This is a genomic window from Nevskia sp. (assembly GCF_021732705.1).
Classification (GTDB): domain Bacteria; phylum Pseudomonadota; class Gammaproteobacteria; order Nevskiales; family Nevskiaceae; genus Nevskia.
Genome location: NZ_JAKFUM010000002.1, coordinates 57,242 through 73,111 on the forward strand (window position 1 = coordinate 57,242; position 15,870 = coordinate 73,111).

Sequence of the window (15,870 nt, forward strand, 5' to 3'; positions counted from 1 at the left end):
CTCTCGCTGAGCCATTGCCACTGCCCGACTGCCGCCTTGAACAGGCCTGCAGTCGGGATATCGATGGCTTGCGCCGTGTGCCGCTCAGCGTTGCAAACGGCGCTTCTGTTCCTCGTCTGGAGTGCCGAATCCGTAGACCTCGACAGTGATCACTGTTGCAGCGCGGTCGATCGGACGCGCTGCCAACGCAGCGGCCTGCTGGGTTGCTGCGGCAGCCGCGGCCGAGCCTGAATTCAAGGTGCCGGAATCAATCGCTGACAGCCGCAGGCCGATGCTGGTGCCCTGCACCTGCACGTTGTCGGCATTGGCCACGGCGCGCGCAGCGACGATCAGGTTGCCGGAGACGCGGATGCCAGCATCGCCGGCATCGACGGTGCCGGCCGGAGCGATCAGCGCGACGTCGCCTGGTTCCGCGCCGGCCACGGTCTGCAGCGTCGCGATGCCGGCACCGCTCACCTGCCCGCGCGCATCGACCAGACAGTAGAAGTCGACGTTGCAGGTGAACGATGGCAAAGGCAGCTCGGCCGTGGTGCGGGCACCACGACCGGCATTGATGTCCGCGTTCGAACTCCAAATGACGATGTTGCCGCCCTGCTCGGTGAACACGCGGCTCTGCGCCAGCAGCAGGCTGCGATCGGTGAACAAGCGGATGTCGCCCTGTTCCAAGCTCAGCAGACCCTGCGTGCCGGGGCCTGCAAACAGGCGGCCCTGGGCATCGGTCGCGAACGGCGGTGCCGACGTGCTGCCCAACAGCGCCTCGCCGCCGGGCCCGAAGATCGAGATCGTGCCGCCCTGCTGGCTCTGCACGGTGGTGCCGCGCAGATCCAGATTGCCGGTCGAGGCCAGCATCGGATTGCCGGCGGCATCCAGCAACGCGCCGTTGGCACCGACGCCGGTCAGATTATTCGCGGTGTAACCGAGTGCGCTCGGGAACAGCGTCTCGATCGCCTGATAGCCGCGCACGTACTGGCCGTTGAACGGGCTGTCCGGATTGCCGAAGTCAATGCCGACTGTCCGCAGCACGTCGAAGAACACCTGGCCGACGAAGCGCTGCTGGATGTACGTCGGCAATGCCCGGAACACGGCATAGGCCTCGCCCGGTAGCAGCGCTGGCGGCAACGGACGCTGATCGCGGACGAAGCCGGTGTTGACGTCGAGTCCCTGCTGGTAATCCTGAATGAAGCGCACCAGTTCCGCGTCATAGCGACGCACGCCGGGCGCCGGCGCGGCCGTTGCCGGATCGATGTAGCGATCGATGAAGGCCTGTGTCGCCATGCCCGGCCCGACGCCGAACTGCACGGTGATGTCGGCACCATCGCGCGGCAGGAATGGATTGAACAGATTGCCGACCGAGTTGATGCCGGTGATCGGCGCGCTGCCGACATCGCGCGGCACGCTGTTACTGGGGTCCACGGGCCGCGAGCGACCGTCGATGATCTGGTTCTGGTTGGTCAGCGGGCCGATGTTGCGGCCTGCCACGATTTGCAGCTCTCCCGGACCGGCCAGGACCAGACTCGGTTCGGAGCCGAAGACATTGCGGCCGTTGACCGATTCGTCGATGCCGCCCGTGGTGTCGAGCAGATCGCGACCGGCGACGATGCGGCTGACGTCGCTGTTGTGGACATGCTGGCCCTGGAATGACAGGTTGACGATGTCGCGCCCGGCCTGCACCAATGCGGCCTTGTCCGGCGCCAGCACCAGCGCATCGCGCAGGATGCCGTCGCTGCCGACCACGCCGCCGCGGATGTCGCCCGTCAGCGCGTAGATCCGTGCCGGGGTGTAGTCGGTGCCGTGCAGCGCCGTCTGCGCGTGCAGCAGCGCGTTCGACGTGCTGCTGATGTAGCGATAGCCGGTCGTCAGCGATGGCGCGAGGTTGGCGGCTCCGGCGGCTGTCGGTTGGTTGAGTGCCGATGGCAGGTTGGTCGGGTCCGCGTCGATCAGGCCGAAGTAGCGATCGTCGCGGCTGTCGTTGCCATCGTCGATCAGGTTGATCGTCATCGTGCTGGCGAACCGGATCGAATCATTCGCGAACAGGTTCAGATTGCCGATCGACGACGGGAACAGACCGCCGCTCTTCTCGATCGACAGCGATCCATCAAGCGCCGTCAGGCGCACCGTGGCCGGCAGGATGTCGCCATCGCGGCGCACGCTGCCGTTGCCGGGCAGACTCAGGCCGGTGCCAAAGACATCGTTCGAAAGATCGATCGGCAGGCTGCCGTAGCGCAGATCGCCAGTCGTGGCGGTGACACTGATCGCCGAGCGCGCGCTGTAGGCCTGCGAGTTGGCCGAGAACAGCGGTCCCGGCAGCGACGCCGGCAGGTACGACGGGTTGTACAGGCCGGCCAAGGTCACGCTGCCGCGCGCGGCGACATCAAGCACGCCGTCCTGCACGGCAAGGATCGTGGCCAGTCCATTGACGCCAGTACCGCGACTGCTGCCGATCTGGCCATCGGTGCGGATGCGACCCTCGCCCTGCGCGACAAAATAACTACCGCTGAGCAGGTCGCCGCCGGCGTGCACACGCAGGTCCCCGCCGCCGGCGGTGTTGATGACCTGGCTGCCGTCTTCGCCGGTGCTGCGGAAGTAGGTCGTCGGCAGCGATACGCTGAGACTGGTGATGTTCCGGCCGGCGTCGATGTCGATATCGCCTCCAGCACTGAGGAAGCCCTGCCCGAACGCGCCGAAGTTGATCGAAGTCGACAGCACTTCGGCAATGCCGCCCGCCACCAACTGCGTGTTGCCGAAATGCAGTGAATCGAGCGAATGGCGCACGTCGTTGCCGGTATCGAGCCACTGCCACCAGTACTGGCCCGCGTTCGAACTGTTCGAGTAAGCGGACTGCACACCCGTGATGTCGCGCTGTGCCACCAGCCGGATGTCGCCTGCCGCTTCCGGCTGGACGATGCCGCTGACGATGTACTGGCCAACGGCGACATCGCCGATCACGCCATCGGTGTATCGCGGATCGAACAGGCCCGGCTGCAGGATACGGCTGCCGGTTTCGGCAACCGTGCCGGCGCGCGGTGCCCCGGCGGTGTAGACGACACCCGGGGCAATACCGTCGTTCAGCTCGAAATCACGGGCGGCGGCGATGTCGATGCTGCCAGTGCCCGTGCGGATCATCGTCGGCTGGAACGCAATGCCGCGAGTAACCGGATCGGTGTAGCTCGTGTTGCCGCTGACGAAGACATTGCCGCCGTTGGTCAGCACGCCAACCGCGCCCGTGAACGCAGAGCTCGGGCGCAGCGCGAGCACATTGGCACTGGTGCTTTCTGCGCCGGCAATCAGGCGGAAGCTGCTGCTGGCACCGCCGGCGAGGCTTGCCGCGGCCAACGGCAATGGGTTTTCGGCGGTCGAGACCGGGGACTCGCTGTTATCGACCGTTGCCAGCGCTGCGCCGGTGAACACCGGTGCCAGCATCGGCCGCGGCGCGTCCGGCAGTGCGATGCGGCGATTGAGGAAGCCACCTTCGATCCGCGCGAGATAGGCGTTGTAGTCGAGCAGATACTGGGCATAGCCCTGCGCGTTCAGCGGCAGCTGCGGCGCACCCAGACCGAGCCGCGCGACACCCAGCAGTTCGATGCGCGACGCGGGCGCCAGCGCCGTGATGGGCCTGGAATCGAGCTGCCCGACCGGCAGCAGCCCGTACAGCAGGTAGTTCAGATACTGCTCATACAGGCCGTAATACTGGGCGATCTGCGCATCCTGCGCGGGCGAGCCGTCGCCCGTCAGCATCGCTGGGGCATCGATCTGTCCGGCCAGCGCCGGGTACGCGCGGGTCAGCACCTCGTAGAGCGCTGCGACTTGCGCGAGGCTGCGCGCGCGCGGCGCCTGCAGGCCCAGCGGATTCGACAGCTGCACGAAGCCGTCGCTGAGGCTGGCATTGACCTGCACATTGTTCGCGGCCCGCAACGTGACCACCGGCGCTTCATCGCCGTGGCGGTAGCGGAAGCGCACGACGTTGCCGTTGGCATCGAGATCGGCCGCGCCAAGGTTCCAATTCGAGGCGACGGTGATGTCGCCGTTGTTGACGGTCAGATCCGGATTGCGCAGCTCGATGCCAAGCCGGGTCTTGAGCCCGGCAACGCCCGCCAGACGTGTCTCGAACGCCAGCGGACCCTGCTGCAGGAAGCCCTGCAAGTTGGTCGCATAGAACGCCGGGTTGCTGGCCGGATCGATCACGCCATTGAAGCCGCTGCCGGCATCGGCCGCGCTCCACACGGCATACGCCTCGACACCGACTTCGCGCGCGCCGGTGATGGTCGCACCGGCGTTGATCTCGACATTGACCTCGCCGCCGTCGACCAGACCGGCACGTAGATTCAGCGTGCCGCCTTCGAGCCCGCCAGCACGGCCACCGCTGACGTCGACCGTGGAACCAGACCCCAGCACGATGCGCCCGGCATTGGCCGCCGCGATCGCCTGATAGCCGAATGTCGGATCCAGGGCCGCGCCAGGGCCGCCGGTGGCTGGCGTTGCCACGGTGCCCGTCGACAGGCTCACGCGGCCGCCACGTTCGGTGGCCGAACTGCCGCGCGCCAGCAGGCTGCCGTTGACGGCAACGCCACTGAAACCGTTCAACGCGATCTGGCCACCCTTGATGCTGGAAGCGTCCAACGTGCCGTTGATCACGACGTTGCCATGCTCGGCGCTGATCGCCGGCACGGCGGCGGAACCTTCCACCGGCGTCAGCGGCACATCGGCGGTCAGACTGATGTCGCGTGCGCTCAGTCGATTGCCGCGGTCCAGCGTCAGGTTGCCGCGACGGCTGTGGATCGCGATCTGCTGATTGACGCCGCCGGCAGTCAGCGCCAAGGCAACCGCGTTCAGATCGACCGAGCTACCGATATCGAGCCGGTAGCTGCCGCCTTCATAGCTGCTGGCAGCACCGCCGAGCACGCGGCCCGTGCCGACAAAATCCAGACTCTGATTCAAGGCGCTGATCGCGATACTGCCGGCGTCGCCACCGGCTGCAGCGGCGCTGATGTCAAACGTGCTGGCGCCGTCGAGCACGACATTGCCAAGCGTGGCATCGAGGCTGATCGCTCCGGCGGACGCAAACTGCGTGGTGTCGAAGAACGTGCGCGCCAGACCGGACACGCTCAGCTCGGCCGCCGCCCCGAGGCGCAGGTCAGCGGATGTGGCCTGCAGGTTCAGCAGGCCGGCACGCGCGGCAACGCGCGAGTCGATGTCGAGGGCCGCCGCGGTCAGGCTCAAGGCACCGCCGAGGCCACCGTCGAGACTGGCCGCAGTCGATGCCGCATCGCTCAGCGACAGGTTGCCGAGCGTCAGCAGCCGAGTGTCGGCAGCGGTATCGACTGTGAACAGCGGCGCGGTCAGCGCCACCGTGCTGCGATCGAAATCGAAGCGGCCGATGCCGCTGCCGATGATCCGGTCGCGCACCGCGGCATTCACCGCGCCAAAGCCGACGAAGCGGGTGCTGCCGGCGCCGAAACGCAGGCTACCGACATTCAGCTGCAGGGCGTTCGTCGATTCGCCAGGTGGCGCGACGGCCGAGGCGCTGTCGCCGATGCCGCCGAACGACAGGCTGCGCGCGGTGATCGAGACCGCGCCGCCATCGCTGACGAAGCCGGTGGCGCGCAGATCAAGCGCGCTGTTGCCGAGCACGATATCAAGCGGTGCGAGGTCTGGCGTGGCGGCGCTGCCGCGCTGGCCAAGGAACGAGATCAGGCCGCTGCTGCGCAGGCGGATGCTGTCCGAAGCGGCCAGCTGTGCGAGCGTGCCGCTGCCGATTACGAGGCCGCCGGTCGTGGTGCTGACGCCATCGGCGACAAAGCTGATCGAGCCGGCATTGGCCTCGATCACGCGCGCCGAGAAGCGGGCTGTCGGGTCCACGATGACATCGCGGCTGGCATCGAGCACCAGGCTGCGGCCGCCGGACACGCGGGCGCCGTTGCCGAGCTGCAGCAGGCCCCGCCCGCCGTCGGCGCTGACGTTGCTGCGGATGATGGGCGCCGCGTCGCGGTTCGAGACCCGCAGCAGCGCGCCGTCGCCAGCGAGCAGCAGCGGCGCACCGGTGGCAACCGGCTGGGCCGCGTCTTCGTCGGACAGCGGTGTCGTGCGGATCACCGAACCGCTATCGATCAACAGGCCGTTCGCGGCATTCGGATCGGCGTCCGCGCTGCCGGCGGCGGCAGCGTCAGTGCGCGTCACGAGAATCAGCTCCGAGCCGGCCAGTGCGGACGCTTCGTCGTTGCTGACGACGACGCTGTTGGCCAGCGCACGGATCGTGGTGCCGGCGCTGTCGGTGCTGCGCACACCGCCCACGAGCAGGCTGGCCGCACCAATGCCGTTGAGATCACCGACCGCGAGCTGCACGTAGCCATCGCGCGTGGTGGCGCCGGCACCGATGATCTGGATGTCGCGCGCGGCGATGTCGACCTGCGCGGTGGTGCCGCGTTCGATCACGGTGCTGCCGTCGGCGCGGACGATCGAGCGCTGGCCGCCGCTCGCGTTCAGCGTGGCATCGAGATTGACGCTGCGTGTCGCCGCCAGCACCAGCTGCCCGGCATCGAGCGGACGCTGGGCGGCCACGGTGCCAGCATCGGCAGCGAGCCGCGAGAAGTAGTCGTTGGCGCTGGTCAGCGTGTACTGCGAGTACTGCTGCCAGACGGCATTTGTCTGCACGATGAAGCGGGTGCTGCGGGCATCGCGCGCCGACTCGTTGCGGCCCACGCGGGCGTAGCCGTCCTGGAAGTAGCCGGCACTCAGATAGCTGCCATCAGGCAGTACGACGTTGGCCGCGGCGATCGAATCACGAGCGCCGGTGTCCTGCACCACGCGGTAAGCGCCAGGCAAGGTGGCGTAGCGCGCCGGCAGCAGGATGTAGTCGCCCTCGGGCAGGTCGCCGACGCCGCTCAAGTGCACCGAGCGGCCGACCAGCGCACCGCTGCCGCTGCTGTCGATCGCCGGATCGTAGGCGCCCGCTGGCGCTCGGTACCCCGGCAGGATCGCGTAGACCTCGCGACCGTCCGGGAACAGGCTGGTGGTCTGCGTGCCGCCGGGCGCGGTGCTGCTGCGCGCCAGCACGTCACGCGTGCCGCCCGTGCCGGGCACGAATTCCTGCGCCTGCAGGTCACCGCCGCCGGACAGATCGACCTGCGCGCCGGCATCGAGCGCAATGTTCGCGGCCTCGATCGAGACCTGCTTCGCCGGTGGCGCCGACAGCAGACTGGCCGCCGCCGGCAGCTGCGAGCCGAACACGGCGTCGTATTGCAGTTCGCGGCCATCCACAGTGAAGCCGTACGGCACCACCAGCCCGGCGCTCGACACCGAGGTCAGGCTGCCGCGAGCCAGTTGGACATCCGTGGTCGCGACCAGCGGCAGCGCGCCGACGCTGACGGTGCCATCGCTCGTCGCCAGCCGGAAGCCGCCGAACAGCGCCAGCGATGCCGGATCGAGCGGATCGCTGATGCCGAGCCGAATCAGGCCGGACGGCGCGCGCAGGGTGCCGGCCTGCTCGATGGTTGCCGCATCCACCAACAGGCTGCCCCCGGCCGAAAGCGGCAATGCGGTGGGTGCTGCAGCGGTCTGCTCGAAGCGGATCGTGGTCGGGTTCGGGCCGGCAGCGGCGAGGATGTAGCGATTGCCGGACGCCGGATAGATTTGCGCAGCGGCGAGGGTCAGGTTGCCGCCGGTGAACAGCGACCCCGGCACCAGCGCGGTGCTGGCCGAGTTCAGGTTGTTGCCGACCGGCGAATACAGGCGGATATCGCCCTGCGTGCGGAACGTCGACTGGGCGAAGTTCTGCAGCGCGAAGTTGCCGACCAGATCCAGTCCGCGCGTCGCGTTGACGGTCAGCACGGCATCGTTGACCCGGGACTGCACATCGAGGCCAAGGCGGCTGTTGAACGTGGTGCCACCGAAGCTGACATACGCTGCTTCGAGGTTGATCTGCGGCGCGCCGATCGACTCGGCATCGGCAGCAGGAATGATCAGGCTGCCAGCGGGCAACGCCAGGTAGCGGTGCGCGGCAATGGTGATCGAGCCCGGCACGGCCAGCCGCACGTCGCCGGCGAAGGCGATGGTCAGCGGCTGGGTCAGCGGCGACAGGTCGAGCCGCTGGCCGATCACCAGGTCATCGATGCCGGAGCCGTTCAGGCGGTCGGCCGCGAAATACAGCCGGCCGGAGGTCGATGGCGTGGTGCTGTCAGGCCGGCTGATGCCTTCCTCGATCTGCTCGCCCGGCAGCAAGCCTTGTGGCACGAACGTGCCGCTCTGGCTGAACAGGATCGAGCGCGCGGACGCCACGAAGAAGGCCGATTCACTGCCTGCGCTGTCGGCAGGCTGACGCAGGTTGAACGGTGCGTCCTCGGCAATGATCGACAGCCGCCCGCCGCGGGCCTCGGCGCTGCCGGCCGTCGCACGCAAGGTGCCGTCGAACAGCAGGCCGCCGGCGGTGCCGAGCCGGATCTCGCCGCCGTCGCTGTAGACCGCGGTCGACGTACCGCTGCGGCGGAAGCGCTGGCCAGGAATCAAGGAGCCGGTGGCTTCCAGCAGGTCGTAGCGATCCTGCGTGCCTGAAGCTTCGATCACCGAGCCGGCAAGCGCGATCACATGGCCGCTGTCGCTGGTCAGGGTCACCGTGCCGCCGTCGAGCACGCGGCCGATGCGCGGCGTCACGCGCTCGCCGCTGGCGTCGAGCACTGATGCCGCCTGCGGGTCGAGCAGCGAGACGCCGGAAACGTCGAGCCGCGCCTGCGCGCCCAGCCACACCGACTTGTCGAGCGTGGTGTAAATCAGCGCGAACGGATCGCTAGGCGGCGACAGTCCGCTATTGGAATTGCTGCCGATTGCCCGGGAGCTGTCGCCACTGAGCGTGATGCTGCCGCCGCGAGCGGTGATGCTGCCGAGCACAGTGACCTGATTGGTCGACGCCAGCCGGATGTCGGCCCCGGCATCGGCGACGATCGAAGACCCGGCGCTGAGCAGCGTGGTGCCGGTCACGTCGCCATCGCGCGGCGCGTTGCGGCGCGTGAAGATGTTGGCGTTGAGGTAGTCGCCGGACGTCAAGTTGAAATCGGTCGCCGTGCGCCGGAAATCGTCGAGCGTCGCGAGCGTCGAAAACACGGTACCGTCGGCCGCTGGTGCGTACAGGTCGGCGCCAGTCGCGGCTGACAGGATGTCGACAAAGCCGGCCACGAGATTGCGATGGCTGACGCGCACCGTGGTGTCGCCGGCGATCGTTGCGTCCCATGCGGCAGACAGATCGTAGTTCGCGAAGCCCTGGCGGCTGAAGAAATCCGGGCTGAGATACAGCGCTTCACCGACCTGTGCCGGATCGCCGCCAATCTGCAGGCCCAGCGTGCGCAGGCGCAAGGTGCCGCCGCCACTGAAGCCATAGGCCAGCAGGTGGCTGGCGAGATCGCCATCGCCGGGCTTGATCCTGCCGACTTCCGCCTGTGCCGTCGGCAGGATGCCGATCGCGCCCTGCTGACCGACGCGAGGGTAAGTTGCAAGGCTGATGTTGCCGCCGCTGCCGAGCGGCACGAGGTCGCGCTGTGCAACGCGGCCGTCGGCATCGACATAGCCGCCGCCGCTGACATCGAGGAGGCTGCCGATGCCGAGAACGAGGTTGCCGGTCGTGTCGAGCGTATCGCCGAGCACCGGCGCATTGTCCCCGGTGCCGCCGCGGATGCCGGAGATGAGCGGACGGGCTTCGGTAGCACCCACGCTGAGCGAGATGCTGCCGCCATCGATGAAGGCGCGGCCATGGCGCAGATCCGGCGAGAGATAGGCGTCGTTGACAAAGCGGCCGCGGGTGCTCAGCGTCACGCCATCGCGGATCACGAGGTCGCCGGTCAGCAGCGGCGCGGTGCTGGCGGGATCGACGAAGCTGATGCTGGTCAGATCCGGTCGGCCGGACGCAGCCGATTGCAGCGTGATGCTGCCACCGGCAGTGACCAGATCGGCACCAATGTCGATCCGGCCACCGCTGAGCGCGATGCGGCTGCCGGCCTGCAGTTGCAGGCCCTGCCCCGCTTCGACGATCACCTGCGACGCCGCGAGGTTCAGTAACGAGAAGCCGGCATTTGACAGTTGCACGCCGGACAGCGCCGTCCAGTACTGCAGGTTGGCCGGGTCCTGCGGGCTGCGGCCGGCCGCGATCGCCGGACTGATTTGCGTGGTGGCGTTGAAGTTCGCAGCCAGATCGCCGGGCAGTGGGCTGGTATCCCGGATAACCAGCGCGCTCAGCGTGTCGAGATCGAAGCTGCCGCCACTCGGCAGCGAACCGTTGCGAACCTGCTCGCGGCCGGCCAAGGCTTGGGCGCTGACATCACCGCCGAATAGCAGCAGTCCGTTACCGCTGCCGGGCGCGCCGACATTGGCCGTGACCTGCAGCGAACCAGCATTGCCGCCTTCGATGTAGCTGTCGGCGAGTCGTGCGGCGCGGCCGCCGATGATCGGATCGACGAAGGTCTGGGTGATGCTGTATCGCGAATGCTCGATCACCTGCGTGCCGGCGAAACCGGCGATCGCGCGCAGGGCATCGGCCTCGCCGATGTTGACCAGGTGACCGTCGGCGGTGATGAGCCGGGTGCTGGCACGAGCGGCATCGCCGTAGCGCAGGTAGCCGCCATCAAGATTGATCAGCGAGCCTTCACGGGTGATGAACTGTGCGCCGCTGATGCTGATCGAGCCGCCGCGCGTCAGCAGTTCGTCGATCGCGCGCGGCGTCTGCTCGACAAAGCCGGTGGCGTTCAGCAACGGGCTGCCAACCCAGGGCGTGCCATCGGCGCGCACGCCGCGAAGCTGGCCATCGACCACGACATTGGTCTGGCGGAATAGGAAGGCGTTGCGCTGTACCGGCGAGTTCGCCAGTTCGTTCTGGCCGACGCGGGCCACGGTGACCAGGGTCGAGCCGGCCAGCGGCGTGACATTGGCGAGGCCGGACAGATCAAGCTGGGCACCGCGATCGACGAACACGCGGCCCGGCAGGCCTGCTTCGACAACCTCGGTCGGCAGGCCTTCGGCCCGGATGTCGAGCCGGGCACCCGGCGCCTTCAGCAGTGCGTTCTCGCCGAAATTGACGATGCTCGCATCGATCTCGATCCGGCCCGGCTGGAAGCTCTGGGTCGCGGCACTGCTGGAAGTGGTGGTCTCGCTGACCGCGCGATCCGGCAGAATCGCGGTCACCGCATCACGGCCGAAGCTCACGCGGCCGGTGCCGAGGCCACCGTCGCTGCCGGCGACACCGGATCGGCCATCGCTCAGCACGATACTGCCCGGGTTGGAGATGCCGCTGGTGACGCTCAGTACGCCGTTCTGCTGCACATCGCGAGCGATCAGCGTTGCGTTGCCGCGCGTCGATTCGATCAGGCCGGTGTTGCGCACCGAGGTATCGGCAACCATGCCGGCCACCGTGGCGGCATACGGACGCAACCGGGCAGCGGTTCGCGTGGCGTTGCCGCCATCCGGCTCCAGCAGCACGTTGCGGGCACCGATCAGGATGGTTTGGCCATCCTGCGCGCGGATACGGCCAGCGTTGGTCACGTTCGGGCCAGCGATCAGCGAAAAGCCCAGCGGCGCAGTAGTGATGCTGGCGCCGCGCTCGATCTCGATGTTGCCGGCAGCACCGCCCGCCACGCCTGGATCGACCAGAACGCTGCCCGGCGGCAGCTCCTGCGATACCTCGCCTACGAAGCGGGTGATGCCCTGGTTCGGATCGAGGAAGGTGCGATTGCCGCTCGCTGCGTCGTTGCTGTAGAGGTTGAGCGACGTCGCAATCAGCGAATTGGTGTTTACCTGGCTGCCGGCACCAAACACGATTCCGTTGTTGTTGATCAGGTAAACCGTGCCTTCTGCCTGCAGCTTGCCGAGGATTTGGCTAGGCGCTGCACCATTTCCCTCGACCCGGTTCAACGCGATCCAGTCGTTGCTGCCGCGCGTGGTGGTGCCACCGCTCTGGTCGATGTGCAGCGTGGTATCGCGGCCAATGTTGAAGCTGTCCCAAGTCAGCAGTGCTCGGGCTGCCGTCTGTTCGACCGTGACCACTGTGCCAGCGCTGCCAGAGGTCTGCGTCGGCAACTCGGCGTTCTGCCACGAGCTGGGATCGATCGCGACGCGCGCCGCCACTTGAAGGCCGCCCGGAGCGAGCCCGTTTGGCACGTCGGATGGCAGATCCAGCGCGATCGCTGCCGCCGCATTCTGGGCACTGCGTGCGCCGGCAATCGCTTCTGCCGCGCGCGACAGATTGGCCACCGACCGTTGCGTGCGCTGAGTGGCCAGTTCCACCGTGGTCACCGATCCGGTGCCGCGAGTGACGTCGATCCGTCCCGCCCCCGCGGCTGCCGTTCCCGCCGGAGCCTGAGCGCCGGCGCGCTGGGCGCTCCAAGCTGGTGTGCCGAACGCAGGCCCCGCAGCCTGCGAGGATGGCGACGCCATCGCGAAGCCACCCAGCGAAAGGCCCATGCCGCTGAGCAGCGCCAGCTGCCGCAGACGACCCGCGGGCGACAGGTTCAGGCGCGGCTCAGCAAGCCCTACGTCAGCACGTGACGACTTCGTTGCCGGGATCGCGTGTCTGACCATCGCCTTCTGCTCCGCTGGTGTGGGGGACTGCTGGTTGTGCAAGTACTGCGTGCGCCGTGAGGTGTGCGCCGATCAGGGCGATGGTGGTGGCGGCACCGGCGCGGCCTCGAGCGGCACTTCCGGCAGACGCTGATCGGCGATCTTTCCAGCGAACTCCTGAGCCAGGTTTTCGTAGCGCACCTTGGCCAGACCGGTTAGCGGCTCGGATGCGACGAGGATTGCAAACACGCCCTTGTCGCGATAACGGTCCAGCACCTGCTGGCTGATCTGCACCAGCTCGTGGTTCTTCGCGGTGCAGGATTTCTCGAACGCGGCCGCTTGTGTCGCGAGGTCGCCTAGCCGCCGCAGTTCGCCATCACGCTGACGGGCAACGTCGGCTGCCTCGCGGTAGGCCAGCTCCCACTTTTGCTGGGTCTGCCTAGCCGTCGCCAGTTCCGCATGTGCGGCATCGAGTTCGCGAGTCTTCGCTTCCAGTGCCCGCACGGTGCGGGGATCGACCACTGGCGCGACCGGTGCCGGCTTGGCGGCGACGGCGGCCGCCACGGCCTTCAGCGCTTCGTTCTCGGCCTTGAGCCCCGCCAGTTGTTCGCGCGCGGCACGCAGCTCGAGCGTGGTCTGCTTCAACTGGTTGCGCAGGCGATCATCGCCAGCATTACCGCCGCTCTGGGCCAGCACCGGCAGCGTGCAGACGCTCGCCACGATCCATAGCAATCGGGACACACGCATGCTCAGAACCTCGCTTCAAAGTCGAGCTGCAACACGTCGATGGCCAGCGGCGCACCGGTGACTTCGGTGGCGCTGAGCCAGCGCGTCTGCAGCCAGATGTTGTGACCGACACCCAGACGGCCGCCAATGGTGTAGCCCTTGGCATTGGTGCCACCCAGGCGGAAATCCGAGTCGGTGAAGGCATCCACCACGGCGTCGCTTTCCAGTCGGCGATAGCTGCCGCTGATGCTCCATTGGCCAAGCTCGCTCGCATCCGGATAGCCGACGAGCAGATTCACGCCATAGGCCGCGCGTCCGCCGCTGTAGACCCCGTTGTCATCGAAGTTGTTGACCGGCGAGAGTGCTGCCACGCGGCCCTGCCGGTAGCCGAGGTTGTAGACGTACTCACCGGACAGCACGCTGTGGATGCCGCCGCCATAGACGGCGTCGAAGCGCGTGGTGAACGCCAGCTCGCGGAATGACGAGGCCAGCCCGAAGTACTGGAATTGCGGACCGTCAGGATTGGCGGGATCGACCAGCAGGTTGCGCAACGCGAACTGCGTGTTGCCGCCTTGACTGAAGCCGGGGCGCGTCAGGTCGCTGTCGCAGGCGTCCAGATCGGTCAGCGCCAGACATGGTGACGACAGCTCGCCATTGAGCTTGTCGAAGTAGTAATACGCCACTCCAAATTCGGCCTTGCTGGAATCGCTGAAGTCGATCCGGCTGCCGAGTTGCGCGCCGTACAGATACTTGTCGCGGCTGGCCACCTTCTGCGCTTGCGCCGACGGGAAATCGAGATCGGTGTTCTGCACCGAGTACGCGCCCACCGTGATGAACGGCGTCACTGCACCAAGTCGGTAGTCGTAACGAGCGGTAATGCCATCGAAGTTGAGGTCTTCGTCCCAGACCAGATCGGTGGACAGCCATGGGTTGGGACCGCGTCCGCCGCGCAGGTTCAGTCCGGGCAGTGCGCGCCATTCGATGTACGCAGTATCCAGCGTCAGTGTCGTCCGGTTGAACGTGGTTCCGAGTGTCTGGTTCGTCGATACCGGATTGCGCGCGTTGCCGGAGGCCAGCCGGAAAACCGCATCGAGATCGTCATTGACCGCAGCCTTGATGTCGAGCCGCGCGCGGAAGCGCGGCACGGCCCGGTCACGCTGTGTGTTCAGCAGCGGCGGCAGGTTGACGTTGTTCTGGCTGACGTCATACGCGTTACCGGCATTGAGCGTGTTGAAGTCGATGAAGAACGGGCTGTTGTTCGAATCGAACAGATCGCGCTCGAACCGCAGCCGAAGGTCGCCGCCAATGGTGATGCGGCGGGTCCACGCCGGCAGCGTGTTTGGCTGTGCCCAGTTCTCGGCCTTGGCAGTTTCCAGCACTTCGGCCTTGATCTCTTCGCGGATGCGCTGCTTTTCGGCTTCCGGCAGGTAGACGACGCGCACCGTGCCCCTCTTCGGCGCATCCGCTCCGCCTGGTGCTGCGGCAGCGGCTGCGGCGGCGATCTCCTCGGCGCTGGCGGCCACAGCCGAACCCGCCGCGGGAACCGACTTGGCCGCAACACGTTTCGCCGCCTGCTCGCGCAGCTTGCCGACGAGGCGCGTGGCTTCCGTTTCGTTCAGCAGTCCCTTGGCGGCGAGGATGTCGATCAGTTCGCGGGTGACATCGTCCTGCGCCTGAGCCACGGCCGGCGGCGTTGCATCGGTCACCGGCACCACGGCCAGCGGCGTCGATGGCTTGCGCGCGGCCACGGCCTCGTCGACCGGGGCTTCGGCTGCCACGGCGCGGCCAGCCGACAGGAACAGCAGCGCGGCGATCGTGGACAGGCGCGGCGTGCGCAGTCGGGAAGACATGGTGACCACTCCGGCAGGGTTCGGGTTCATCGGATTCAAGGCGTTCAGCGAATTCAGGACGAGCTGACCTGCAGCACGACGGGCTGCGGCAGGTCGCTCGGCGGGGTCTGCGGCACGCGAGCCATCTTCAGCAGCGCATCGCGCAAGTTGCGGTCGGTATCGCTGCTGCCGGTCGAGCCGATCAGCTCGACCCGCTCAGGCTCGCCGTCGGCCTTCAGCCAGATCTGCACGCCAAGGCGATAACGGGCGCTCTGCAGCGATTTCTTCTTCTGCAACTGCTGCTGGATGTGGCTCTGGATCAGGGCGGCATAGGTGCCGAACTTGCTACCGCCACCACCGCTGCCGGTGCCGTCACCACCGCCGCCGAACGCGGCACCGCCGGGCTTGCCGGCAAGGCCGAAACCATCGGCCGGGCCTTCGCCCTGCGCGTCGAGCGCCGCAGGCCCCGGCGGTTCCGGTGCGGATGCCTTGGGCTCGACCCTTTCCAGCGGCGCCACCTGCACCACTTCCTGCTTGAGCTTCGGTGTCTCAACGGGCGGCGTCGGCGGCGGGGGTGGCGGGGGTGGTGGCGGCGGAAGCAACTTGATTGCAACCGGCTCCGGCGCCTTCTTGCGCTTGGGCTTGCTGTCACCGCTGACCAGATAGACGAACGCAACGAGCGCGAGCACGGCTGCCCCGCCGATCGCCAACCGCTGACGCCAGCGGCCTCGGCCGCTCGTGTCGTCGCTGTCGTCGTGGCCACGGTGCGGGGCGTCGTCGCGCATCG

General features: G+C 67.6%; 4 protein-coding genes. All 4 read right to left on the reverse strand.

Annotated features, from left to right (window positions below; all coding sequences use genetic code 11):
* Positions 1 to 84: 84 nt before the first annotated feature.
* The gene (locus tag QZ951_RS00690) at positions 85 to 12,255 is read right to left on the reverse strand and encodes a filamentous haemagglutinin family protein (RefSeq protein WP_292997481.1); all 12,171 of its coding nucleotides are present in this window, start codon (positions 12,253 to 12,255) and stop codon (positions 85 to 87) included.
* A 366-nt stretch (positions 12,256 to 12,621) separates the two neighbouring features.
* Positions 12,622 to 13,275 (reverse strand): hypothetical protein, encoded by a 654-nt coding sequence (locus QZ951_RS00695; protein ID WP_292997483.1) that lies wholly within the window; start codon positions 13,273 to 13,275, stop codon positions 12,622 to 12,624.
* 2 nt (positions 13,276 to 13,277) lie between these two features.
* Complete coding sequence (locus tag QZ951_RS00700; RefSeq protein WP_292997485.1) at positions 13,278 to 15,104, reverse strand: putative porin; 1,827 nt, start codon at positions 15,102 to 15,104, stop codon at positions 13,278 to 13,280.
* 53 nt (positions 15,105 to 15,157) lie between these two features.
* Positions 15,158 to 15,868, reverse strand: coding sequence for an energy transducer TonB (locus QZ951_RS00705; RefSeq protein WP_292997487.1), 711 nt, complete (start codon positions 15,866 to 15,868; stop codon positions 15,158 to 15,160).
* Positions 15,869 to 15,870: the final 2 nt, after the last annotated feature.

Bases quoted from the DNA above. Each gene is read 5' to 3' on its own strand.
- QZ951_RS00695 (WP_292997483.1), bottom strand. From the start codon at position 13,275: ATGCGTGTGTCCCGATTGCTATGGATCGTGGCGAGCGTCTGCACGCTG.
- QZ951_RS00700 (WP_292997485.1), bottom strand. From the start codon at position 15,104: ATGTCTTCCCGACTGCGCACGCCGCGCCTGTCCACGATCGCCGCGCTG.
- QZ951_RS00705 (WP_292997487.1), bottom strand. From the start codon at position 15,868: ATGCGCGACGACGCCCCGCACCGTGGCCACGACGACAGCGACGACACG.